The following is a 22,481-nucleotide window of genomic DNA, read 5'->3' as shown; positions in this document are numbered from 1 at the left end:
GGGATACGGCCGTCGAGAAACAGCCCTTGCGGATCCGGTCAGGAGGAGAAGAACAGCTTGGCGAAGCCGTGGTGGCCGTGACCGCTATGGCCGTGATGGCCGTGCCCGCCGTGGTGGCCCCCATGCGGCACGCCCCACGCGGGCTGGGCGTACTGCGCGGGCTGTGTGTACTGCGGCGGGGGCGGCGGGGGCTGGTTGAACTGCCCTTCAAGCCGGCTGATGGCTTCCAGCTCCCCGTAGTCAAGGAAGATTCCCCGGCAGTTGTCGCACTGCTCGATCTGCACGCCGCTGCGGCTGTAGGTCCGCATCACCCCGTGGCACTTGGGACACTGCAGTGTGTAGCTCACGACGAAACCCACCCATCTCGCACTCACTCGCCCGGTGCGGCCCATTAGATCATTCGATTCGCCAGTAGCGTACCGGGTGTCCCGGATGCGGCCAGGGGACGTCACACCGGCCTGTCGGTCGCGGCTCGGACCGTCGGCGCGGCTGGGTCGTACCCCCACACCGTGCACGGAACCGTCGCCACCGAGGCGGACCGCGCCGGGCGCACCGCCCACGAGATCGCTGACCAGTTCGGCCGCACCCGGATCGGTGATAGTGCGCCTCCCGAGCGCCGGCGTTCCTGTACGCGCGTACATATTCGTCCCGAACGGCCCTCCCCTGGCCGCGACAGAATCAGGGGATGCAGAGTGCGTTGACCGCTGAAATCGAGATCGATCATCACGGACCTGTTGCCGTGGTGCGGTTCAACAGACCCGGCACCCTGAATGCGTTCACCCGCACGATGGGGGATGCGTATGCCGTGGCGATGCGTCAACTGGACCGGGATCCGCGCGTGCGGGCGATTGTTGTGACCGGCAGCGGCCGGGGCTTCTGTTCTGGTGCCGACGTCGAGGTGCTCCGTGGCGGTCCAGCCGCCATACGCGCCTTCATCCCGGTGCAGGAGGACATGCCCAGCTTTGTGCATCGCCTGTCCACCCCGGTCATAGCCGCGGTGAACGGGCCGGTGGCGGGAATCGGTTTCGCGTACATGATGGGCAGCGACGTTCGGTTCGCCGCGCGTGAGGCGAAGATCGCCACGACTTTTGCCCGCCTCGGGCTGGTCGCGGAATATGGCCTGTCGTGGCTGTTACCGCGTGCGCTCGGTGTCGGCCGTGCGCTTGATCTGCTCCTGAGCGGAAGGGTGATCACCGGCGCCGAGGCCCTCGAGATGGGGCTTGTGCAGTTCGCCGTGCCGGTCGCTGACGTCTTCACCGCGGCTGTGGAGTACGCGACCGACCTCGCCCTGAACTGTGCGCCGACCTCACTGGCAGTGATCAAGGCGCAGGTGTACGCCGACCTTGAGGACAACGAGACGCGGGCGCTGGAGCGTACGGCCCGGCTGATGGACCGGTCGTTCGACGGTCCTGATCTGGCTGAAGCCCTGTCCGCAAGAAGCGAGAGCCGTCGGCCGCTGTTCGGCGCGGCAGCCGGTTACGTGATCGCCCCTGACGCGCGAAGTGCGGCCAGCCCGGTCTCGTCGTAACCCAGCTGCCGCAGGATCTCCGGCCCGTCGGCTGCGGCGTTGCCGCCCGCGGCGAGGGTCGTCGGCGTGCCGGAGAACCTGGGTGCAGGCAGCGCGACCAGCGTGTCCTCGAACTCGGTGTAGGCCTGTCTGGCGACGTTGTGTGGGTGTTCTGGCGCTTCGGTGAGGCTCAGGACGGGTGCCACGCAGGCGTCGAGGGGCGCGAACAGTTCGGCCCACTCGTCACGGGTCCTGCTCCTGAAGGTGCCGGTGAGCCATGACTCGACAGCATCCGACTGGCCGCGATCGTACGGTGACGGCACCTGCGTCGGGTCGGATCCGATGGCCTCGCAGAATGTCTGCCAGAACTGCGGCTCGAGCGCGCCCATGGCCACCCAACGGCCGTCGGCGCACTCGTAGCACCGGTAGTTCGGACTACCGCCGTCAAGCAGGTTCGATCCGCGCTCGTCGCGCCACGAGCCGGAGCCGAGCAGCGTGCGTGTCATCGTTCCGAGATATGCGGCGCCCTCGACCATCGCGGCGTCAATGACCTGGCCGGCCCCGGACGTCCGGGCGTGAAGTACCGCCGCCAACAGCCCCATACCGAGGAAGAGGGATCCGCCGGCGAAGTCCGCCAGGTAGTTCACCGGCGGTGTGGGCGGCCCCTGTCTGGTGCCGATTCCGTGCAGAAGGCCGGAGATGGCGAGGTAGGTGATGTCGTGGCCGGCGGTCCGCGCGAGTGGTCCGTCCTGGCCCCAACCGGTCAGGCGGCCGTAGACGAGCCGAGGATTGCGGGACAGCGCTTCGTCGGGGCCGATGCCGAGGCGCTCGGCGACGCCGGGACGAAATCCTTCGATCAGAACGTCTGATCGCTCGGCCAGGCGCAGGACGACGTCGCCCGCGCCGTGCGCGTGAAGGTCCAGTTCAAGGTGTCGTCGTCCGCGGCCGAGCGGGCCGGCGATGAACACCTCGTCAAGGCTGCTGCGCTTCGCCGCCGGTTTCTGAATACGGACCACCTCCGCACCGAGGTCGGCCAGCAACATGCCGAGAAACGGCACAGGCCCGATGGCCGGCAGTTCCAGCACTGTCACGCCGCTGAGCGGTCCGCTCGCGCGGGCCTCCGCCGCGGAGCCGGCGCGGGCCCGCGGGAGGGGCCCGTCGAGGCTGCCATGCAGGGGTGTCCTCACCGGGGTGCCAGCCGGATCGCCCCGTCGAGCCGGATCACCTCGCCGTTGAGCATGGGGTTGGCGACGATGTGCTCGACCAGCGCCGCGTACTCGGTCGGCTCGCCCAGCCGCGACGGATGGGGCGTCTGGGTGCCGAGAGAGTCCTGGGCCTGCTGCGGCAGACCCTCCAGCATCGGAGTCCTGAACAGGCCGGGAGCGATCGTCACGACCCGGATCTGTCGGTCGGCCAGATCTCGGGCGAGCGGGAGGGTCATCCCCACCACGCCGCCCTTGGACGCCGAGTAGGCCACCTGCCCGATCTGCCCGTCGAAGGCCGCCACCGACGCGGTATTGACGATCACACCGCGTTCGCCGTCGACCAGCTCCGCCCTGGCGATCCGCTCCGCGGCGAGCCGGATCACGTTGAACGTGCCCACCAGGTTGACATGGACGAGCTGGGCGAACTGGGCGAGAGGCATGACCTCGCCGCGGCGCGACAGGATCCGGCCGGGTGTGCCAACGCCGGCACAGTTGACCACGATGCGGATGTCGCCCAGTGCGGCGGCGGCGTCCAGCGCGGCCGTGACGGCGTCCTCGTCCGTGACGTCGGTCGGCGCGAAGACCGCCTCCGTCGGGAGGCCTTTGGCCACGTCGTCTCCGGGCGCCGTGGGCAGGTCCAGAACCGCGATCCGGGCACCGGCCTCTGCCAGCGCGGTCGCGGCCGCTCGGCCGAGTCCGGACGCCCCGCCCGTCACGATCGCGACACTGTCTTCGATCTTCACGTTTCTCCCATCCGACTGTTTCCAGGTTGGTCAGGCTGGTCAGGTTGGCCAGAACCGAACGGTGTAGAGGTCACGCGCCTCGCCGCCTGCGTCTGAATGCCGCTGACGCGCCGACCGCGAGGATCAGCGCGCCGCCGTCGGCAACACCGCTGACCCACGTTGCGGCACCGCCGAGGGTCAGGCCGCTGACGATCACGGCGACCAGGACCAGGCCGAGGATCGTTCCCACGACGTTGAACTGACCGGGCGTCCACGTGGACGCTCCCAGGTAGACGGCGGCAAGAGCTGGGAGAAGGACACCGATGCCGGTCGTGCCGGGGGTCGCGCTGCCCTGCTGCGCCAGCAGGAGCACCCCGCCGGCCGCGGCGAGCCCTCCGGACGTCATGTAGCTCGCCAGCACCAGTCGGTCCACTCGCACGCCGACCAGGCGGGCTGCCGGGCTCGACGACCCGACAGCCACGAGCCTGCGACCGAACGGCGTCTGCGCGACGACGTATCCGGTCACCAGCGCGATGAGCAGGGCGACGACGGTCAGCCACGGGATCTTCCAGACCGTGGCGGTCCCGAAGTCGACCAGCTTCTGCGAGAAGCCGGAGGAGATGCTGAGGTTGTGGCTGTACCAGCTCTGCGTCCCGTCGAGCACGGTCGCCGATCCGAGGGTGGCGATGAGCCCGTTGAGCCCGAACCGTGTGACGAGCAGCCCGTTGACGGCCCCGATCAGCAGACCTATGACCAGAACCATCAGTACGGCTTCGAGCAGGTTCCATCCGTTGCGCGCCATGAGGCCCGCGGTGAGCATCGACGCCAGGCTGGCGGTGGACCCGACCGAGAGATCGAAGTTGTTGCTCAGGAGCGGGACCATCAGCGCCAGCGCAATGATCAGATTCACTGACTGTGAACTGCCGATGATCTGCCAGTTGTGTACGGTGGCGAACGTGTCGGGGAACCGCACCGACCAGGCGACGATGATGGCAACGATCAGTACCAGGAGGCCGAACCGCTCGCCGAGGGAGAGCCACCGCGCCCCGCCCGGCCAGTTCGCACGGCGTGGCGGACGTCCTGAGCCGGGGGGTGCGGGACTGTTCGGACGCTGGTCGGTGGCGGTCGCTGTCATGATGTTCGAGGCTCCATGCTGGTCGGTGGGTGGGTGGCGGGTGTCCGTGGGCCGAGGGCGCGCGACGTCGGTGTGCGCGCTCCGGACGGTGCGCCCAGCCCGTGACCGAGTTCGGTACAGCGCCGCACGGTCAGGTCGGCGCCCGACGCCTCGCCCGTGATCCGCCCGCTGTGGACACCGACCACCCGGTCGCACGCGTCGACGAGTTCCTGAGGATCGGAGCTGACGAGCAGCACCGCGGTCCCGGCGGCCGCGACCTGGCGGACGAGCTGGTGGATCGCTGTACGGGCGCCGATGTCGACGCCCTGGGTCGGCTCGTCGAGCAGCAGCAGCCGCGGCGCCAGTTCCAGCCAGCGCGCCAGCACCACCTTCTGCTGGTTTCCGCCGGACATGGTGGCGAAGTACGCTTCGGGCCCGTCGACCTTGATCTTGTATCGCTCGATGACGCTCTGGGCGTCGCAACGTTCGGCCGCACGCCGCAGCCAGACCCGGTTCCAGTAGCGCCGCAGGCTCGGCGCGCTCAGGTTCGCGCGTACGGAAAGCTCGGCGAACGCGGCCTGTCCGGCGCGGTCCTCGGGGACGTAGGCGATGCCGCCCCTGATGGCGGCGGGGACGTCGTTGGCTGTCAGCTCGACGCCGTCGAGGGTCGCCCGGCCTCCCCGAGCCGGCCTGACCCCGAACAGCGACTGCAGCAACGTCGACCGGCCCGAGCCGAGCAGCCCGGCGATTCCGACGACCTCCCCGGCGCGCACCTGCAGGCAGATGTCGTCCAGTGATCCGACCGCGAGGTTCTCAAGCCGCAGCCGGACCTCGGCCTGGTCGGTACCGACGGTATTCCTGCTCGGCGCGACCGGAGCATGTCCCGTGATCAGTTGGACCAGGCTGCTCTCGTCGAGGTCCGCGGCGTCGCAGGTCCGGACATGCTGCCCGTCTCTCAGGAAGGTCGCGCTGTCCGACACCGCCAGCAGCTCGGACAGCCGATGCGACACGAAGACGACGGCGTGGCCGCGCCGCGCGTAACCACGCATGGCGTCGAGCACCGCCTGCGCCTCCTCGGCCGGAAGCGACGCGGTAGGCTCGTCGAGGACCAGCGTGCCCCGCCCGGCCTCGGCCTCGTACTGCAGCGCGCGGGCGACCGCGATCATCGTCCGCGTGGCGGGCGGAACCTGCGCCATGATCGTCTTTGGTGAGACGTCGATCTCGAACCGCTCCAGCACCTTCTGGACGCGCCGGTGCAGCGCCCGCCACGAGACCGGAGCCAGGCTCCTCGCGCCGAAGGCCGAGCTGACGGCGAAGTTCTCGGCCACCGTCATCGACGGGAACGTGCCCACCGCCTGATGGACGAAGTAGAGCCCGTTCGAACCGGCCCACCCCGGGTTCGTCCGGGTCGCGTCGTGGACGTGGCCGTCAATCTCGATCGTGCCGCTGTCAGCCTGGTGCACCCCGGCCAGGATCTTGATGAGCGTCGACTTGCCCGATCCGTTTCCGCCGCACAGCGCGTGTACCGAGGCGCGGGGGACCTCGAAGCTGACATCGCGTAGCGCGCGGGTGCCACCGAAGGTCTTGGAGACCGCGTTGACGCGGATCGCCGGAGCGGTGGTCCGCGGAGACTGCGCCTCGCCGACGGCGGTCATCTGTCCTCCTGTGTGGTCCGGCTGTGTGGTCCGGTATGGCGATGTCCGTGCCGTCCCACGGATCCCGGGCGGCACGGGCATCGCGGCGGTTGACGTCAGCCGGTCCAGTTCGCGGTGAACGCGGCCCGGTAGTCGACCGACGGCGTCCAGGACTGGCTGTCGGAGGCGGGCAGAGCGTGGTCGGCGTCGATGATCTGGAAGCTGGCCCCCTGGTCCGGGATGGTCGTCTCGCCGGCCAGAACCCGGTTCATCGCGTCCGCGCCCTCCCAGCCGAGCCAGTTCGCGGGAACGCCGACGGCGGCGGTGACCACCTTCCTGCGAATAAGGGCCACGGTCGACGGGTAGCCCTCGCCGGCCACCACGACGAGACCGGAGTGCTGGCTTGCGGTGATGACCTGGGAGATCTCGGCCATGGTGGTGTCGTCGGGAGCGTCCACGACGTTCGCCTCAGGATGCTTCTGCAACGCCGTGGCGACCTTCTGTGCCGTCGTCGCCGGGTTGCCGAGGTCCTGACCGGTGATAGCGACCGTGTCGACGATCCGGCATCCGCCGCACCTGGCCAGTTCTTCTCGATATCCGGCCTCCTCGTACTGGGTGACGACGAAGTCCGGGTGCGTGATCAGTAGGACCTTCGCCCTGCCTCCGGTGGCGGCGATCGCATAGTCGGCCTTCAACGTGCCCCACCTGGTACCGAACTGGGGAGGGGTGCCACTGGAATTGATGGTCGCCGAGTACAGCGACGCGCCGCCGCCTGCTTTGGGGTCGTCGCAGTCGTAGGCCCATACGGCCACCGTCGGAATACGGGCGTTCTTCGCCGCCTGGAGCCCGGCCCTGGCCGGTGGGCAGTCGATCGCGATGGTGATGATGCCGTCCGCGTGTGCCGCGACCGCCTGGTTGAGGGCGGCCGTATAGCCCGCGGGACTGGCCTTGCCGTCTGCCGTCGTGATTTTCCAGTCCAGCACCCTGGCTGCCTCCTGGATGGCCGTGGCGGGTTCGGAACAGCCGAACAGCGCCGAAGAACACGGAATCACCCAGATGTTCTTTCCCTTCTGGGCGCTGGGACCGCCCTTGGCAGGTGCGCTGTAGAGGCCTCTGTAGGCCGCGTCGACCGCTTCCCGCGCCGTGGCGGTGTAGCCGTCCCCGGAGGCCGACGTGGCGCCGCCGCCCGTGGCGTCGGGTAAGTCCGGTCCGGAGGAGGAACACCCGGCCGCGGCGACAAGCGCCACCGCGGTCACGGCGGCGAGCATGCCGGATGCCGAACGCCTCACTGCCCTCAGATGGATCATCGTTCTCCCTGTCGGTGGTGTGTCGGATCGGGATGGGAGGCAGAGCCGGAGGCCGCGGCCTGCCCCGGCCGGGGAGATCAGGGTCTGGGCCTCGGCGGGCGGGGGCGCTGATGACCAGGCCTGTCAGCAGCGTTGCGGCATGATCCACGGGGTCGGCCAGCCACAGGCCGCGCGTAGCGTCGTTGGCCAGGACGGCTGTTCGGGTGGGTGGGAGAGGTGACGTCCCCTCTCTCGTCGTTCGTGCCCGCCGGAGGGTTTCCGCCGCGGGGGCCTTCCGGCGAAGCAGATGGACGCGCCCGTCACGTCGGCACTCCCTGGAATTCGCGGAAGCTGGAACTGTGCTCCGGCTCACAACCTGGCTGAGCGAGGGCGAACGCTAGCGGCGGATCCCCGGGTGCGCAGCAACGCCGCGTCCGGCCTTTTGGACCCCGCTCCAAAACCCGCCCGGCGGGACCGTGGGCGACAGTTGAACACTGACCCGCTGCCCATGGGCGGAAATGGGCCCCGGTTGACGGTGGGGGTGCTGAGAGTGCAGGACTGGGTGGAGATCCGTCAGCTGGCCCGTCGGCCGCCGCGGGCGGGCAGCCGGCGTCACCGGCAGCGCCACCGCCGGTCGAGGGGGCCGGGCCCGGGCGCCGTTGACAGAGACCGTTGCTGGCTGTTTGCTGCCATGGAAGGCATCCGCATCCATGGTTCAGGCGACCTGCGGACGGGGGTCTCGGACAGGACATGAGCGGGGTTCGCCAGGCCGGATCGGAGCATCAACAGATACCGGACGTGACCGGTATGCGGCAACCGTCCGAGCGCGCCCCCGAGGTGGGTGGCGAGCACAGGGAACACAAGGAACTTGCCGCGTTCCGGAAACTGGCTGGCGCGCTGGCCGAAGAACGCGACCTTGACACGATCTTCCATCTTATTGTCGACACCCTCAGCGAGCTGACAGGCGCCGACCGGTGCAGTCTGCATCTGCGCGACCGGGAGACCGGTCTGTTGCACGGCAAGGCCGCGCACGCTGCCCGGGACATCGACATACCCGTAAAACAGCTGGTCAGCGGAATGCCCGGGGACAACTTCACCCGGGAAATCCTCGACACCGGCCGGCCCGTGATGCTCACGAACACGCTGGTGGATCCCCGGCCGGTGCACGCCGCGATGCGTCGCTGGCGGGCACGCTCGGTGCTGGGAATCCCCATGAGGCTCCGCGGCGAGGTAATCGGGATTCTGTGTCTCGACACCGAGGACACCACGATGGAGTTCTCACAGCCGGACCAGGAGCTGGCGTTGTCGTTCGCCGAGCTCGCGGCCACGGCGATCAACCAGGTGCAACTGACCTCCCAGCTCAGGGACAGCCTCCACGTACAGGCCAGGCAGCTGGAGATGCTGCAGCGCGCTCGTCGCATGGAGGGGCAGCTCGCGGATATCGCGCTGAGCGGCTGGGGGGTCCGTGAGCTGGGGGAGACGGTCGCGCAACTGCTGTCGAAGCCCTGCGCCATCTACGACGTGGACTTCCGCTGCCTGTCCTGCGCCGGCGCGACGGACGACCTGCGCGTGCGACTCCGGTCGTTGGGCGACATCCGGCATCATCCCTCGGTCGAGCCCGTCACGGAGTCACTCGAGTCCGGACGCCCGCAGTGCATCCCGCCGCTGCCGCAGGCCGGCATCAACCATCGGCTCCTGCTGACCTCGATCGAACTCAACGGACAGCGGCAGGGCTACGTCGTCGTCGTCGAGGCCGCCGGCCGGTTCGGTCAGCTCGATGACGTCATCGTGCGCAGGGCCGCGCACAACATCGCTCTTGAGCGTCTGCGGAGCAGGATCGACCAGGACATGGAATGGCATGCGGTCGAGGCCCTCGTGGGAAGCCTGATCCGTGGCGAGCGGGAGCTCGAGGAACGGGCTCGCTCGCTCGGCGTCGACCTCACCGCGCGGCGGGTGGTCTGCCTCGTGGCCGCGCGGGACAGCGGTTCGGCGAACCGCGTCATGTCACGGCAGGTGGCCCAGATCCTGACCGACCGGGAGTCACCGTCAAGCGCGCTGGCGGCCTGGTCCGGCAGCGACATCGCGGTGATCATCGAGGTGCCGAGGGAGTGCGACCGGCGGGAGGCGGTCGAATGGGTGAGGGCCCGGCTGCGTGTCGTGCTCGCCGAACTCAGTCCGGAAGGCCAGCTCTGTGCGGCGATCTCGACGGTGGTGGAGGCCCCCGGGGACGACCACCGAGCCCACCGGGAGGCCCAGCAGGTCCTGAAGTGCATCCGTGAACATCTCTCGGACGCCGAGCCGGGCGTGCTCGCCGCCGACGATCTCGGCGCGGCACGGCTCCTGCTGGCCTCGACCAGCCGCGACGAGGCCAGCCAGCTCGTTCTCGACACGTTCGGGCCCCTGCTGCGAGACCGCTCCGTCAAGTCCGTGGAACTGATGTCGACACTGGAGCCGTTCCTGCGGCTGGCCAGGAACGTGCGCGACTGCGCCGACGAACTGGGCGTCCATCCCAACACGGTGCGCTACCGGCTCACCAACATCGAACGCCTCACCGGTCTGCGCGTCACCACCGACGACAGCGACTATCTGACCGCGCAGATGGCGATGACGATCGTTCGCCTCGGCGGCTGCCCAGCGGTTGCCGCCGGCGTCGGCTACCCGCCCGAGGCGTCGCCGACGAGCCGCGACACGTCGATGCCGAGCTCGGCGAGCACGTCGGCCGTGTCGTCGTCACGGGACTGAGGTTCGGCGATCGGTTCCAGCCGCGTACGGCTGAAGCGTGGCGCTGGCGAGGGGAGAACGGCATCGCCCACCCTGGTGAAGACCGCCCGGGCCGTGTTGTGTGGATGGGCGGGCGCCTCCGCCATCGTGAGAACGGGAGACAGGCACACGCCGGCCTGCTCGGCCAGGGCGCACCACCGCGCCTGGGTGCGCTGTCGGAACACCGTCGCGAGCCGCTCCCGCCACCATGGCCAGTTCGCCCGGTCCCATCTGTCGACCGGTTCGTCGTGCAGTCCGAGCAACCGCAGGAGGGACTCCCAGAGCCTGTCCTCGACCGCCCCCAGCGCGACAAGGCGGCCATCGGCGGTCTCGTACACGTCGTAGAAAGGTGCCCCGGAGTCATTGAGGTTGCTGCCACGCTGTTCCACCCACCTGCCTTCGTTGCGCATCTCATGGCTCATGGTGCTCAGCAGGGCCGCGCCGTCGACCATCGCGGCGTCCACCACCTGTCCCACGCCGGACGATCGTGCCTCCAGCACGGCTGAGACGACGCCGAGGGCCAGGAACATCGCACCGCCACCGTCGGCAAGAAGGTTCATCGGGGGGAAGGGCAGGGTCCCGGCTCGTCCGAGGTGGGCCAGGACTCCCGAGACGGCCAGATAGTTGATGTTGTGCCCGGGCTGCGTCATCAGTGGGCCGCCCTGGCCCCAGCCGGTCAGCCGCCCGTAGACAAGGCCTGGATTGTGCGGTGCGCAGTCCTGCGGCCCGAGGCCGAGACGTTCCGTCGAGCCCGGAAGAAAGCCTTCGATCACGGCATCGACACGCTTGATGATCTCGAGTGTGGTGGCGCGGCCAGCAGCGGACCTGAGATCCAGCCGCACCCGCCTGCGACGGCGGCCCAGCCCGGCGTCGGACAGCGGCGTGATGTCGTCAGCCTCACGGGGACGATCGACAGAGATGATTTCGGCGCCCAGATCCCCCAGCAGCATTCCGCAGAACCGCACCGGCCCCCGACCGCCGAGCTCAAGAATCCGGACTCCTCGCAACGGTCCCACGGCAGGATCCTCCGGATGGTAGGTGATGAGTGGCAATGCGTAACGCCAGTCGCCGCTCACAGAGCAGACAGCACTGGAAGCTATCGCCGTCGCATCCCGCCCGTTCGATCACCTCCTTCTCGTCGTTTGTTCGCGGGACCAACCGGGCCCGCCCTTGTGGACGGCGGGCCCGGTTATACCTGAAAGGGCCTTCGCACCTGCCTGGCCGCATCACCCGGGACAGCGCTGGGAGGCGCCACATGACAGGGACCTTCGCACCCGTCCGAGAGCACGACGCGGAGCTGGCCGCGTTCACCGAACTGGTCCGGACGTTCGTGGCCCGGGAGATCACCCCCCACCACGCCCGGTGGGAGAGCGACGGGATCGTTCCGCGGGAACTGTGGCGTAAGGCCGGCGCGGCCGGGCTGCTGGGTCTCGGGCTTCCGGCCGAGTACGGCGGCGGCGGCGCGGACTATCGATTCAACACGGTTGTCGACGCCGAGCTTTACCGCGCCGGCGCCACCGGGCCGGGATTCACGGTCCACAACGACGTCTGCGGACCGTACTTCGCCGAACTGGCCACGCCTGGGCAACTGGTGCGCTGGGTGCCGGGCATGACGTCGGGCGAACTCGTGGCCGCGATCGCGATGACCGAGCCCGGCGCGGGCAGCGATCTGCGAGGCGTCCGGACGAGGGCGGCACGAACCCCCGGCGGATGGCTGCTGAACGGCACGAAGACCTTCATCAGCAACGGCATCCACGCGGACCTGGTCATCGTTGTCGCGCGAACCGAGCCGGACGGCGACGGCGGCGGCGGCGGCCTGAGCCTGCTGGTCGTCGAGCGTGGGATGGCGGGCTTCACGCGCGGCCGCAACCTCGGCAAGGTCGGGCTCCACGCACAGGACACGGCCGAGCTGTCGTTCGACAACGTCGCGGTCCCGGACGCGAACGTGCTCGGGCAGCCGGGCAGGGGGCTGCGCTACCTGATGGCGAACCTGGCGCAGGAGCGGCTCACCATCGCCGTGCAGGCGGCCGCGGCAATGGAGGGCGTCCTTGCGGACACCCTCGACTACGTCAGGACGAGGACCGCCTTCGGCCAGCCGATCGGCCGGTTCCAGCACAGCGCGTTCCTGCTCGCGGAGCTGGCCACCGCGGTGAAGGCGGCGCGGGTCTTCGTCGACTGGGGGGTGCGGGAGCACCTGGCGGGAAATCTCGGTGCCGACACGGCCGCCATGATAAAGCTGCACACCACCGAGGCCCAGCAGCATGTCGTGGACAGGTGCCTGCAACTGCACGGGGGCTACGGCTACACCACGGAATACCGGGTGGGACGGGCCTGGGCGGACGCCCGGGTACAGACAATCTACGGCGGTACCAGCGAAATGATGAAACTCATCATCAGCAGGGGGCTCGGGCTGCACAAAACGTGAGAAGCCGATGCCCGCCGGATGTCCGCAGTTCCCGCGCCGTTCACCATCCGATGCGCAGAACATGAAAAACCGGTGCCCCGCCCGAATCCTCCCCGGGCGGGGCACCGGTTTTTACCGGGCGGCTCTACCGGGCGGCTATGCCGGTACGGGCGACCTGCTCAGGGTGAAACCGGGGAAGCCGCCGTCGGCCTCCTTGTCGACGGTGGCGCGATAGCTGCTCAGGCCGCCGAGATAGCACAGTGTGCTGGGCTTCTTGCCGGGCACGTTCGCCCCGAGGAACCACGGCCGGTCTCCCATGCCCTGCGGCAGGAGGGTGGCGTTCAGGATCGCGTCGCACTGGTCCGACCAGGCCTGGGCGGCTTCCTCGGTGGCCTCCACCCGCTCGGCGCCCTGCTCGACCGCGTGCGCCAGCAGCTTGCCGATCAGTTCGACCTGCGTCTCGATCACCGGTGGATGGCTCGCGAACGGTGCCTGCGGCCCGAGGATCGCGAAAAGATTCGGGAAGCCCGGGGACGCGATGCCCAGCAGGGCTTTCGCGTCCCGTGCCCACTGCTCGGCAATCGTCCGGTCCCCGGCCCCGTGCACGTTCATGCTGGCGAGCGGTCCGGTGATCGCGTCGAAACCGGTCGCGTAGATGATCACATCGAACTCGTACTCCGCGGTCCCCGTCCGCAGACCCGTCGGGGTGATCTCCCGGATCGGGTCGTCACGGACGCTGACCAGCGTCACGTTGGGCCGGTTGTAGGTCTCGTAGTAGAAGTTGCCCAGCGGAGGACGCTTCCCGCCGATCGGGTGCGTCTTCGGGCACAGCAGCTCGGCGGTCGCGGGATCCCTGACGATCGCGCGGATCCTGCGCCGCACGAACTCCGAGGCGGCGTCGTTGACCCGCTGGTCGACGAGCATGTCGTCGAAGGTCTCGAAGATGTAGTGGAAGCCGCCGGCCTCCCAGCCGGCTTCCAGGACGCGCTCGAGCTCGGCGTCGTCGACCTGCGCGCCGAGGCGGTTCGCCGGCTCCATCGGGAAGGCGAACACGTGGTTGAACGTCTTCTCCCAGACGTTTTCGAAGTCACGTCGCAGCGCCTGCTGCTGCTCCGGGCCCAGCGCGTGGTTGCGCCCGGGTAACGCGTAGTTCGGGGTGCGTTGGAACACCGTCAGATGCTCCGCGACCTGCCCGACCGACTGGATCACCTGGATGCCGGTCGCGCCGGTGCCGATGACGGCCACGCGCTTGCCCGTGAGGTCGACCGGCTCCTTCGGCCACTGCGACGTCACGTACGACTTGCCCGCGAAGGAGTCCGCGCCCGGGAACGGAGGCTTGTACGCGATGCCCAGCCAGCCCAGGCCTGTGATGAGCCACCGGCTGCTGATCCGCAGACCGTCCTCGGTGGTCACCGTCCAGCGGTTGGCCGCCTCGTCGAAGTAGGCGCCGTCGACCCGCGTGGAGAAGCGGATGTGCTGGCGCATGTCGTGCTTGTCCGCGACCGCCCGCAGGTATTCCAGGACGTCGGGCTGAGCGGTGTAGCGCTCGCGGAAGTCCCACCGCTGCCACAGCTCACGGTCGAACGAGAAGCAGTACGCCCAGCTCTCGGTGTCGGTACGGGCGCCGGGGTAGCGGTTCCAGTACCAGGTGCCTCCGACGTCGTCCCCGGCCTCGAACACCTGCATGCTCAGGCCGAGCTGCCGCAGCAGGTGAATGGTGCGGAGCCCGGCGAAGCCCGCGCCGACGACGACGGCATCGACTTCCGGGAGAGTTTGCGTAGGCATTACGCCATGTCCTTTCTTGGTTTTCAGTGGCCCTGGGCGGGCTGCTGGGCGTCCAGGATCACGTAGGCGAGCGTGGCCGGAACCTTTCCGTGGTTGCGCCACCCGTGCCTGGCGCCGTTCTGCACCACGCACGTGCCCGGGGGGAGGTGGATCTCGGTCCCGTTGTCGAGTTCCACCCAGAGGTCGCCCTCGATGACGATGACGTAGTCGATGCTCCTGGTCCGGTGCATTCCCGGAGCGTCGGGCTCGAACACGCCGAGCAACCCTGGCACCTTCGCTTCGGCCTCGGCGACCTGGGACTCGAGGGTTGCCGCGTCCGCGCTGGGTTCGTGTGGTTCGGCACCTGGTTCGGCATCTGGTTCGGCGCTGCCCTCCGGCGGGAGGCGAAACAGTCCGAAACGTGTTCCGCCCGGCCCGGGGAAGAAGACCGCGTTGTCGGGCTTCGGGTCGCTGAGCGGGCTGCTGAGCGGGCCCTCCGTTCCCCACACCTGGAACATCTGGACACCAGGCATGATCGCCAGTTCGACGGGTGGCAGCGGCGCGTCCTCATGGGCGATGGAGGTTCCCGTGCTGTCGACGCCGGTCACGACGCGTCTGATGGAAAGAGTCATGGCGGGTACTGAGCCTTCCCTGTAATGATTGGTTACTTTTTGTAATTGACGGCGGCGGTGTCCGTGGTGGTCGCCAGGTGGTGCGGTGGTGCTCGACATGGAGGATCGCGAGGGCGGCCCGGGCGATCAGGCTGATCTTCCAGAGGCCGGGACCGATGGTGCGCGGGGCCGGGAAGGCGCTCCTGGCCTCCTCCCTTGCCTGTCACGGCAGGTAGCTGTCACGGCAGGTAGTTGATCTTTGTGGGGAAAGGTTCACTGTGACATGGATCGCACTCGAGGGGGAGTCGGTCGGCGCGAGGGATTTGTGCGCGGCTCCAGATCGTGCACGTCGCGGCCGTCGAACAGCCGACCGACGGCGTGCCATTCTCGTGCTTTCCGAGAACCTGGAGAGTTCGATGCCGACCGCGTACGATCCCACTGATCCCATACAACTGCGCGATCCGTATGCCATATTCGCGGAGCTGCGCACCGCCGGCGGCGTGCATTGGTGCGAGCCGTTGTCGGGCTGGATCGCGGTGGACTGGGCCAGTGTTCAGAGCGTGGTCACGGCGCCGGCGGTGTTCTCGGCGAATCGTCTTCTGCCGGTGCACGAACGGCTCTCCGAGGAGAACCGCGCGACAGCGGCCGACGTGCTGCGCTGGTTGTCGCTGTGGATGGTGTTCCAGGATCCACCGAACCACACCCGGCTGCGCCGCTACCTGTCGACGGTCATCAACCCCCGCATGGTGGAGTCCCTGCGGGCGTCGATCACCGAGATCACGTCGGACCTGTTCGACGGCCTGCCGAAGGACCGGCCGGTCGAGTTCTTCACCGAGATCGCTCTTACCCTGCCGGGTTACGTCGTCATGGACCTGCTCGGGGTCCCGCGCGACCGGCTGACCGAGGTCAAGCGGTGGTCGGACGAGATGATGCTGTTCATCGGCAGTTCGCGAGGTGTCGACGACAAGTACGAGAGAGCCCGGCACGGCGCCTGCTCGATGGCGGAACTGTTCCGTGAGCTGATCGACGAACGCCGGGCCCACCCGCGGGACGACGCCCTCACCCGCATGATCACCACCGAGGTCGACGGCGAGACGCTCACCGAGGACGAGCTGATCGCGAGCATGATGATGATCGGCAACGGGGCGCAGGAGACGACCGCCCACCTGCTGACCAACGGCCTGATCGCCCTGCACCAGCACCCGGACGTCGCCGCCAAGCTGACGGCCGATGTCGACGGCCTGATCGTCCCCGCCGTGGACGAGTTCCTCCGCTTCGACTCGCCGGTGCTGTCCACCGGGCGCCTGCTCGCCACGGACACGGAGCTTGGGGGACAGCGCCTGCGGGAGGGCGACCGGATCTTCGCGATGCTCGCGGCCGCGAACCGCGATCCCGCCGTCTTCGCGTCGCCGGACGAGATCGTTCTCGAGGGCCGGGCGAACGGGCATCTCGCCTTCTCGAAGGGTGTGCACTTCTGCCTCGGCGCGCCGCTGGCCCGCTTGGAAGGGCAGATCGCGTTCAGGCACATGGCGGAGCGGTTCCCCCGGCTGCGGCTCGCCGAGCCCCTGGACACGATCCCGTGGGCGAACTCGCTGGTCAGCCGCGGGCCGCTGCGGCTGCCGGTCATGCTCGAGGACGCGTGAACACCCCGCTCGTCCCGCGTGACGACGAGTTCGTCCACGCGGCTCCGTACCCCGTCTCGCACCCGCCGGCCCGCGCGTCGAACGACCCGCGGTTCTTCGAGCGGTACTGGAACGTGTGGCACGACGACACGGGCGACCTGCTCCTGGCTGTGGGCGGCAGCTGTTACCCGGTCCTCGGCCGGGTCGAGTCGTACGCGATCGTCAACTTCCGTGGCGACCACCGCTCGGTGCGCTCCTTCCGTCCGCTGTCGTCGCAGCCGGCGGACCTCACGGTGGGCCCGATGCGCCCCACGATCCTCGCGGGGCTCCACCGCTGGCGGCACGTCCTCGAGCCGGGGGAGTGGGGCTTTTCCTACGACCTGGAGTGGACCGACACCCGCCGCCCGACGTACGGCGCCGCCTGGGGGCCGCAGGTGCCGTCCGGCGAGCGGCAGGTGACCGCCGGATTCGAGAGCTTCGGTCAGGTCACCGGCTGGGTTCAGATCGGTGGCACTCGGGTGGAGTGGGCGCCCGGCCAGGCGCACGGCACCCGGGACCGCCACTGGGGCGTCGGCCGGGGCGTCGGTGGCCCGGCGCTCAACGGCGGGCGCGCGCACCGGCCCGGCTGGAAGGGCGGGATCTGGATCGACCTGCACGACGTCGGCCTCTGGGGCGGGAAACTGCTCTACGGCCTCGACGACCCCCGCCCGGGCAGCGGCCGCGTGCACCGGATCGAACGCCGCCTGCGCTTCGAACCCGACACACACCTGTTTCTGGCGGGCGTCGTCGACCTGGCCCTCGACGACGGCACCCACCGGTCCCTACGCCTCGAGCGGCTGGGCAACCAGACCGCCTTCATGTGCTGCGGCTTCTACGGCGGCACTCCCGGGGCGGGGCTGCATCCCGGCGAGTACGGGGGGCCGGAACGGACCGAATGGGACCGGTTCGACGTGAACGACCCGCACGTCCGCCGCACGCTGCGGGGGCTGGACGAGCACCACTGCAGCGTCGTCGACGGTACGAGGGCGACGACGGGCATCCTGCAACCGGTCGAGCCGGACGCGTACGAGGCCTGCCGCGAGGGCCGGCCCGGCTGGGCCCTGTGGTGACCGACGGCCCTGTGACCCGGGGCTTTGTGACTCGGAGCTTTGTGACCCGGAACAGGGGCCTCGACAGCGTGGCCCTCGTCACGGCTTCCGTCCGTCGCTACCGTGCGTTCTCACCGAGCATGCGGTCGGACGGATGAAGAGATCAGGAGATCGCCCGTGAGCCTGAAGTACGACTTCTCGTTGATGTGTCCGGACGTGATCGCGCACAATGCGCGAGTCAGCGGGGATACGGTGGCCGCCGTATTCGAGGAAGAACGGCTCACGTGGCGTGAGCTTGACGAGCGGACGAACCAGTTAGCCAACCTGCTGCGGGCCGAGGGCCTCGGCAAGGGTGACAAGGTCGCGCTGTTCATGCCCGCGTCGCTGAACGCGTTCGTCGCGTTCTGGGGAAGCGCGAAGGCCGGCTGCGTGACGGTGCCACTGAATGTCATGCTCGACGGAGAGTCACTGGTTCGCCTTGCGGCGGACTCCGACGCGGTCGTCCTGATCGCCGATCCGGAGACCGAGCCGGTCATCGACTCCATCCGCGCGCGGCTGCCGCTGATCGGCGGCTCCCGCTGGCTCACGTTCGGCGCAGCCCACGACCACTGGCGGTCGGTTCCGGAGCTGCTGGCCGAGTCCCCGGTCACGCCGTGCGGAGTGAGGATCGAACCGTTCGACGTCATCACCATCCTCTACACCTCGGGGACCACCGGGCACCCGAAGGGCATCGAGCACACCCACGTCAGCCGCATGATGTACCCGTACGGCTTCGCGATGGGGCTGAAGGTCGACCGCTACTCGGTCGCCGTCCTCGGCACGCCCCCGTACGCGTCCGGGACCTGGATCACGATGATCCCGACGATGTACCGGGGCGGGACGGTCGTCATCCTGCGCAGGTTCACCGCCGCGGCGTTCCTGGCAGCCGTGGAGCGCGAGCGGGCCACCCACGCCTTCCTGGTCCCCACCCAGTGGATCGCCGTCCTCGAGCACCCCGGGCTGCGCGGCCATGACGTGAGCAGCCTGCGCTGCATCGTCACATCCGGTCAGCCGATCGCCGAGAAGACGTACCACGCGCTGGAGGACGCCTTCCCGAACGCCGGTATCCACGAGGTGTACGGATTCTCGGAGGGATTCGCGACCCTGCGGCTGCCGGCGGACGCCGTCCGCGGCAAACGCACGTCGGTCGGAAAACCCCTGATGCTGGAGGACATCCGCATCATCGACAATACCGGCGCGGAACTCCCCCCGGGTGAGAGCGGTGAAATCGTGGTGCATGCGATCGGGATGATGAACGGCTACTACAAGAATCCCGGACTGACCGAGGAGGCGACCTGGGCCGCCCCGGACGGTCGCGGCTTCATGCGGACCGGGGATATCGGCCATCTGGACAAGGACGGTTTCCTGTATGTCTCGGGCCGGCTCAAGGATATGATCAAATCTGGCGGTATCAACATCTTCGCCGTGGACGTCGAGCAGGTCTTCATGCGCCATCCGGACGTCAGCGAGGCCGCGGCCGTCGGCGTGCCGCACCCGAAGTGGGGCGAGACGCCCCTGGTGGTCGTCATCCCACGCCCCGGCGCGGAGATCGACCCGGAGGGGCTTCGGCAGTGGGCCAACGAGCGCCTGGCCAAGTACCAGCGCGCCAGCCACGTCCTGGTCCGCGAGGAGCTGCCGCGCGCGGTCTACGGCAAGGTCGCGAAGGCCGAGCTGCGCAGGGAGTTCGGATCGGGGGCCGGGCTGTGACCGACATCCGCTACCCCGGCTACGAGAGCCTGGAACTCGACTGGCCCGAGCCGCACGTCCTGCGGGTGACCCTCAGCCGCGGCCGGATGAACGCCCTCGACTTCCAGATGCACCGGGACCTGGGCGCGATCTGGCGCCTGATCGACGAGGACACCGAGGTGTCCGCGGTGGTCCTCGCCGGCAGGGGACGGGCATACAGCGCCGGCGGTGACTTCGACATGGTGCAGCGCATCATCGACGACTACGACTTCCGCTGCCAGATGTGGAAGGAAGGCCGTGCCCTGGTGCGGAACATGCTCGACTGCGGCAAGCCCATCGTGTCCGCGATCAGCGGAGCGGCGGCCGGCGGCGGGCTGGCCACCGCGCTGCTGGCGGACGTGAGCGTCGCCGGCCGCACCGCCAAGCTCGTGGACGGGCACACCACCCTGGGCGTGGCCGCCGACGACCACGCGGTCGCGATATGGCCGCTGCTGTGCGGGCTGTCCAAGGCGAAGTACTACCTGATGACCAGCGACGCCATCACGGGCGAGGAAGCCGAGCGCATCGGGCTCGTGACGTTCTGTGTCGACGACGCCGTGGTCGACGAGCATGCCCTGCACATCGCGTCCCGGCTCGCGCACGGGGCACCGAGCGCGATCCGCTGGACCAAACAGTCGCTCAACAACTGGGTTCGTGCCGCGTGGCCCTCGTTCGAGGCCTCCCTGGCGTTCGGCATCCTGGGCTTCACCGGACCCGAGGCGTCCGAAGGCCTGGCCGCTCTGCGTGAGAAGCGCGCACCGGACTTCGTCCAGCGTTCCTACATCTGAAGGCGAGCCTGACATGCCCAGCACAGCGGTGGCCCCCCCGCGGCGGCCGACCCTGCCTCTCGACGAACGCACCTACATCGTCACGGGCGCCGGCGGCGGCATCGGCGGCGCCGCCGCCGCCAGGCTGCTGCGGGTGGGGTCGAACGTCGTCGCGGTCGACCTGAGCTCGCGTCGGCTCAACGGCACGGCCGAGTCCACGCGCGAGCTGCCCGGAACCCTGCGGACGATCAAGGCCGACGTGACCTCGGAGGCGGGCGTGCGACAGGCGGTCGACTTCGCGGTGACGGAGTTCGGCTCGGTGCAGGGCGTGGCGAACGTCGCCGGCGGGATGGTCAACATCAACCGCGACGTCTACGATGTGCCACTGGAGTCCATCTCGCTGGACAGCTGGGTGCAGATGTACGCGCTCAACGTGAACAGCGCCTTCCTGATGTGCCGCGCGCTGGAGAAGCACTTCGTCGCACAGGGCTACGGAAAGATCGTCAACGTGGCTTCGCTGGCGGCCTTCGCCAACCGTCTCGAACTCGGTAACGCCGCCTACAACTCGGCCAAGGCCGCGGTGGTCGCGTTCACCCAGAGCGTCAGCGTGCAGCTGGGCCGTCAGGGGATTCGGGCCAACTGCGTCGCCCCGGGGCTGGTCCTCAGCGACCGGGTACGCCAGTGGATCGACGACGGATACCTGCACCGGCACCTCGGGTACACGGCGCTCGGTGACGTGCCCACCCCGGAGGACCTCGGCGAAGGCATCGCGTTCTTCCTCGAGCCCCAGTCCGACGCCATCACCGGCGAGACCCTGCGGGTCGCAGCCGGCGTCCGATGACCCGGCCCGCCCTTCCTGCGCACGCACCGGCCCAGCTGGCCGCTCGCGTGCGGGAACTGCTACGTCTGCGGCTGCCGGAGGCCGAGGAGGTGGCTGTCTCGCAGCCAGCGCGGGTCTTCGGCGGGAACGCTCGCGTCGCGTGGGCCTGCGACGCCCGCTGGGCCTCGGGCCGGGACACGCACGCGAGCAGACACGAGGAGCCGTTGATCCTGCTCATCCGTGCCCCCGGCTCGCAGGTACAGACCGACCCGGCACACGAGTTCGCGGCACTGGACGGGCTGGCCGAACGTGGCGTACGGGCGCCGAAAGTGTGGGCGCACGACCCGGACGGGCATCTGTTCGGGGCGCCCGCGGTGCTCCTCCAGCGGCTGCCGGGCCGAGCGGACGCGGTGGAGTACCTCTCGGCCGACACCGAGCTGGGCCGTGCGCGAACCCTGGACCTGGCCCGGGCGGCAGCCGAGCTACATGCCGTCACACCGGCCGCGGGAACCGGTGAACCGCAGCTGGCCTACTGGCGCGCACGGTTCGAGGACTGCCGCCCTGAGCCGTACCCGGCGCTGTCCTGGCTGTACGACTGGCTTGACGACAACGCCACCCCACCCGCGCGACCAGCGCTCGTGCATGGTGACTTCCGGCCGGGCAACGTCCTCTACGAAGGCGGCCGCATCGTCGGTCTGCTGGACTGGGAGATGGCGCACGTCGGCGACCCGGTCGAGGACATCGCGTGGGCGTACCACGCCCTGTGGAGCCCGGAGCGGTTCGTGCCGCTCGAGGAGTTCGTCGCGGCGTACGAAGCGGCCGGAGGCGTACCTGTCACCGGAGCGGCACTGCGCTGGAACCGCGTCTTCTGCGAGGTCAAGTACGCCACGATCAGCCTGCAGGCGGCCCGTGCGGTCATCGACGGCCGTAGCCACAACCTACGGCTGATCGACCGGGCCCGAACCGTGATCCCCTCCATCCAGGCGTGCCTGGAGTGGATCAGCGCCAGCAGGCCGTTGGAGACGCCATGCTGAGACCAACCCCCGGCGAGCTGCTCGAGGGGCTTCGCCGTGAGCTGCGCGACGAGGTTCTGCCTGCCGTGCCCGCCGGGTCTGCCGCCCGCCAGCTGCGCGCGGCGATCCATGTCCTCGGCAGGCTCGCGGACACGTGGGATGTGCAGCATCACTATCTGGAAACGGACAACGTCGACCTGGAGGTGACGCTCGCCAGCCTCGCCCGGCTCGCCGGGGTGCGGCGCACGAGGCAGCCACGCCGGCCGCAGCCTGCGCCCGGCGTCACGGACCGTGGGCTGAACGATCTCATCGCGCGCAACGACGCACTGCAGAGGGAACTCGAACTGCTACAGAACCGGCACCGTGAGAACCGGCACCGTGAGAACCGGCACCGTGAGAA

19 protein-coding genes are annotated in these 22,481 nt (G+C 69.2%); 10 read left to right on the top strand and 9 right to left on the bottom strand.

Features of this window, described 5'->3' with window-relative positions:
* Nucleotides 1-38: 38 nt before the first annotated feature.
* Nucleotides 39-392: a TFIIB-type zinc ribbon-containing protein gene (locus NBX02_RS16885; RefSeq protein WP_445548492.1), complete on the bottom strand. Its 354-nt coding sequence runs from the start codon at nucleotides 390-392 to the stop codon at nucleotides 39-41.
* A gap of 293 nt (nucleotides 393-685) precedes the next feature.
* Here NBX02_RS16885 and NBX02_RS16880 point away from each other — a divergent pair, with 293 nt between their 5' ends.
* Nucleotides 686-1,528 carry an enoyl-CoA hydratase-related protein gene (locus tag NBX02_RS16880; protein WP_250292131.1) on the top strand — a complete coding sequence of 281 codons (843 nt, stop codon included), beginning with the start codon at nucleotides 686-688 and terminating at the stop codon, nucleotides 1,526-1,528.
* Here NBX02_RS16880 and NBX02_RS16875 read toward each other — a convergent pair.
* The 5 genes from NBX02_RS16875 to NBX02_RS16855 all read right to left on the bottom strand — a co-directional run bounded on the left by NBX02_RS16875 (nucleotide 1,477) and on the right by NBX02_RS16855 (nucleotide 7,489).
* Complete coding sequence (locus NBX02_RS16875) at nucleotides 1,477-2,598, bottom strand: CaiB/BaiF CoA transferase family protein (RefSeq protein ID WP_250292130.1); 1,122 nt, start codon at nucleotides 2,596-2,598, stop codon at nucleotides 1,477-1,479. The genes NBX02_RS16880 and NBX02_RS16875 overlap by 52 nt on opposite strands.
* Nucleotides 2,599-2,690: 92 nt before the next feature.
* On the bottom strand, nucleotides 2,691-3,455 hold the full coding sequence (locus NBX02_RS16870) for an SDR family NAD(P)-dependent oxidoreductase (RefSeq protein WP_250282448.1): 765 nt from the start codon (nucleotides 3,453-3,455) through the stop codon (nucleotides 2,691-2,693).
* Nucleotides 3,456-3,525: 70 nt separating this feature from the next.
* A complete protein-coding gene (locus NBX02_RS16865; protein WP_250282446.1) occupies nucleotides 3,526-4,569 on the bottom strand; it encodes an ABC transporter permease in 1,044 nt (347 codons plus the stop codon).
* Nucleotides 4,566-6,203, bottom strand: coding sequence for a sugar ABC transporter ATP-binding protein (locus NBX02_RS16860; protein ID WP_250282444.1), 1,638 nt, complete (start codon nucleotides 6,201-6,203; stop codon nucleotides 4,566-4,568). The genes NBX02_RS16865 and NBX02_RS16860 overlap by 4 nt, the downstream gene beginning before the upstream one ends.
* A gap of 95 nt (nucleotides 6,204-6,298) precedes the next feature.
* Nucleotides 6,299-7,489: a substrate-binding domain-containing protein gene (locus NBX02_RS16855; protein ID WP_250292128.1), complete on the bottom strand. Its 1,191-nt coding sequence runs from the start codon at nucleotides 7,487-7,489 to the stop codon at nucleotides 6,299-6,301.
* A 786-nt stretch (nucleotides 7,490-8,275) separates the two neighbouring features.
* On the opposite strand from NBX02_RS16855, the gene NBX02_RS16850 reads away from it, so the two are divergent.
* Complete coding sequence (locus tag NBX02_RS16850; protein ID WP_250292126.1) at nucleotides 8,276-10,210, top strand: GAF domain-containing protein; 1,935 nt, start codon at nucleotides 8,276-8,278, stop codon at nucleotides 10,208-10,210.
* Here NBX02_RS16850 and NBX02_RS16845 read toward each other — a convergent pair.
* Nucleotides 10,123-11,244, bottom strand: a complete 1,122-nt coding sequence (locus tag NBX02_RS16845) for a CaiB/BaiF CoA transferase family protein (protein WP_250292124.1) — start codon at nucleotides 11,242-11,244, stop codon at nucleotides 10,123-10,125. The two genes, NBX02_RS16850 and NBX02_RS16845, sit on opposite strands and share 88 nt — an antisense overlap.
* Before the next feature lie 239 nt (nucleotides 11,245-11,483).
* On the opposite strand from NBX02_RS16845, the gene NBX02_RS16840 reads away from it, so the two are divergent.
* Nucleotides 11,484-12,653: an acyl-CoA dehydrogenase family protein gene (locus tag NBX02_RS16840; RefSeq protein WP_250282435.1), complete on the top strand. Its 1,170-nt coding sequence runs from the start codon at nucleotides 11,484-11,486 to the stop codon at nucleotides 12,651-12,653.
* Nucleotides 12,654-12,788: 135 nt separating this feature from the next.
* Here NBX02_RS16840 and NBX02_RS16835 read toward each other — a convergent pair whose 3' ends face one another.
* Both NBX02_RS16835 and NBX02_RS16830 read right to left on the bottom strand, forming a co-directional pair.
* Nucleotides 12,789-14,417, bottom strand: coding sequence for a flavin-containing monooxygenase (locus NBX02_RS16835; RefSeq protein ID WP_250282433.1), 1,629 nt, complete (start codon nucleotides 14,415-14,417; stop codon nucleotides 12,789-12,791).
* Between the two features lie 23 nt (nucleotides 14,418-14,440).
* On the bottom strand, nucleotides 14,441-15,028 hold the full coding sequence (locus NBX02_RS16830; RefSeq protein ID WP_250292122.1) for a cupin domain-containing protein: 588 nt from the start codon (nucleotides 15,026-15,028) through the stop codon (nucleotides 14,441-14,443).
* 395 nt (nucleotides 15,029-15,423) lie between these two features.
* Here NBX02_RS16830 and NBX02_RS16825 point away from each other — a divergent pair, with 395 nt between their 5' ends.
* The 7 genes from NBX02_RS16825 to NBX02_RS16795 all read left to right on the top strand — a co-directional run.
* A complete protein-coding gene (locus NBX02_RS16825) occupies nucleotides 15,424-16,650 on the top strand; it encodes a cytochrome P450 (RefSeq protein ID WP_250282429.1) in 1,227 nt (408 codons plus the stop codon).
* The gene (locus NBX02_RS16820; RefSeq protein WP_250282427.1) at nucleotides 16,647-17,738 is read left to right on the top strand and encodes a hypothetical protein; all 1,092 of its coding nucleotides are present in this window, start codon (nucleotides 16,647-16,649) and stop codon (nucleotides 17,736-17,738) included. The genes NBX02_RS16825 and NBX02_RS16820 overlap by 4 nt, the downstream gene beginning before the upstream one ends.
* A gap of 156 nt (nucleotides 17,739-17,894) precedes the next feature.
* Nucleotides 17,895-19,463 carry an AMP-binding protein gene (locus NBX02_RS16815; protein WP_250292120.1) on the top strand — a complete coding sequence of 523 codons (1,569 nt, stop codon included), beginning with the start codon at nucleotides 17,895-17,897 and terminating at the stop codon, nucleotides 19,461-19,463.
* Nucleotides 19,460-20,269 (top strand): enoyl-CoA hydratase/isomerase family protein, encoded by an 810-nt coding sequence (locus NBX02_RS16810; RefSeq protein ID WP_250292118.1) that lies wholly within the window; start codon nucleotides 19,460-19,462, stop codon nucleotides 20,267-20,269. Before NBX02_RS16815 ends, NBX02_RS16810 begins: the two co-directional genes overlap by 4 nt.
* A 13-nt stretch (nucleotides 20,270-20,282) precedes the next feature.
* The gene (locus NBX02_RS16805) at nucleotides 20,283-21,089 is read left to right on the top strand and encodes an SDR family oxidoreductase (RefSeq protein ID WP_250292117.1); all 807 of its coding nucleotides are present in this window, start codon (nucleotides 20,283-20,285) and stop codon (nucleotides 21,087-21,089) included.
* Nucleotides 21,086-22,102: a phosphotransferase family protein gene (locus NBX02_RS16800; RefSeq protein ID WP_250292115.1), complete on the top strand. Its 1,017-nt coding sequence runs from the start codon at nucleotides 21,086-21,088 to the stop codon at nucleotides 22,100-22,102. The genes NBX02_RS16805 and NBX02_RS16800 overlap by 4 nt, the downstream gene beginning before the upstream one ends.
* Nucleotides 22,096-22,481 (top strand): hypothetical protein (locus tag NBX02_RS16795; RefSeq protein WP_250292113.1); only part of this gene is annotated, 386 nt, incomplete at its 3' end. The genes NBX02_RS16800 and NBX02_RS16795, both read left to right, overlap by 7 nt.

The organism is Protofrankia sp. CiP1_Cm_nod1 (assembly GCF_920888515.1).
Taxonomy (GTDB): Bacteria; Actinomycetota; Actinomycetes; order Frankiales; family Frankiaceae; genus Protofrankia.
Note: the sequence above shows the minus strand (reverse complement) of the source record. Positions and strands in the feature narration are given on the sequence as shown.

Coding starts and splice junctions, on each gene's coding strand:
- NBX02_RS16885 (WP_445548492.1), bottom strand. CDS start 392: ATGGGCCGCACCGGGCGAGTGAGTGCGAGATGGGTGGGTTTCGTCGTG.
- NBX02_RS16880 (WP_250292131.1), top strand. CDS start 686: ATGCAGAGTGCGTTGACCGCTGAAATCGAGATCGATCATCACGGACCT.
- NBX02_RS16865 (WP_250282446.1), bottom strand. CDS start 4,569: ATGACAGCGACCGCCACCGACCAGCGTCCGAACAGTCCCGCACCCCCC.
- NBX02_RS16860 (WP_250282444.1), bottom strand. CDS start 6,203: ATGACCGCCGTCGGCGAGGCGCAGTCTCCGCGGACCACCGCTCCGGCG.
- NBX02_RS16855 (WP_250292128.1), bottom strand. CDS start 7,489: ATGATCCATCTGAGGGCAGTGAGGCGTTCGGCATCCGGCATGCTCGCC.
- NBX02_RS16850 (WP_250292126.1), top strand. CDS start 8,276: ATGCGGCAACCGTCCGAGCGCGCCCCCGAGGTGGGTGGCGAGCACAGG.
- NBX02_RS16840 (WP_250282435.1), top strand. CDS start 11,484: ATGACAGGGACCTTCGCACCCGTCCGAGAGCACGACGCGGAGCTGGCC.
- NBX02_RS16835 (WP_250282433.1), bottom strand. CDS start 14,417: ATGCCTACGCAAACTCTCCCGGAAGTCGATGCCGTCGTCGTCGGCGCG.
- NBX02_RS16830 (WP_250292122.1), bottom strand. CDS start 15,028: ATGACTCTTTCCATCAGACGCGTCGTGACCGGCGTCGACAGCACGGGA.
- NBX02_RS16825 (WP_250282429.1), top strand. CDS start 15,424: ATGCCGACCGCGTACGATCCCACTGATCCCATACAACTGCGCGATCCG.
- NBX02_RS16805 (WP_250292117.1), top strand. CDS start 20,283: ATGCCCAGCACAGCGGTGGCCCCCCCGCGGCGGCCGACCCTGCCTCTC.
- NBX02_RS16800 (WP_250292115.1), top strand. CDS start 21,086: ATGACCCGGCCCGCCCTTCCTGCGCACGCACCGGCCCAGCTGGCCGCT.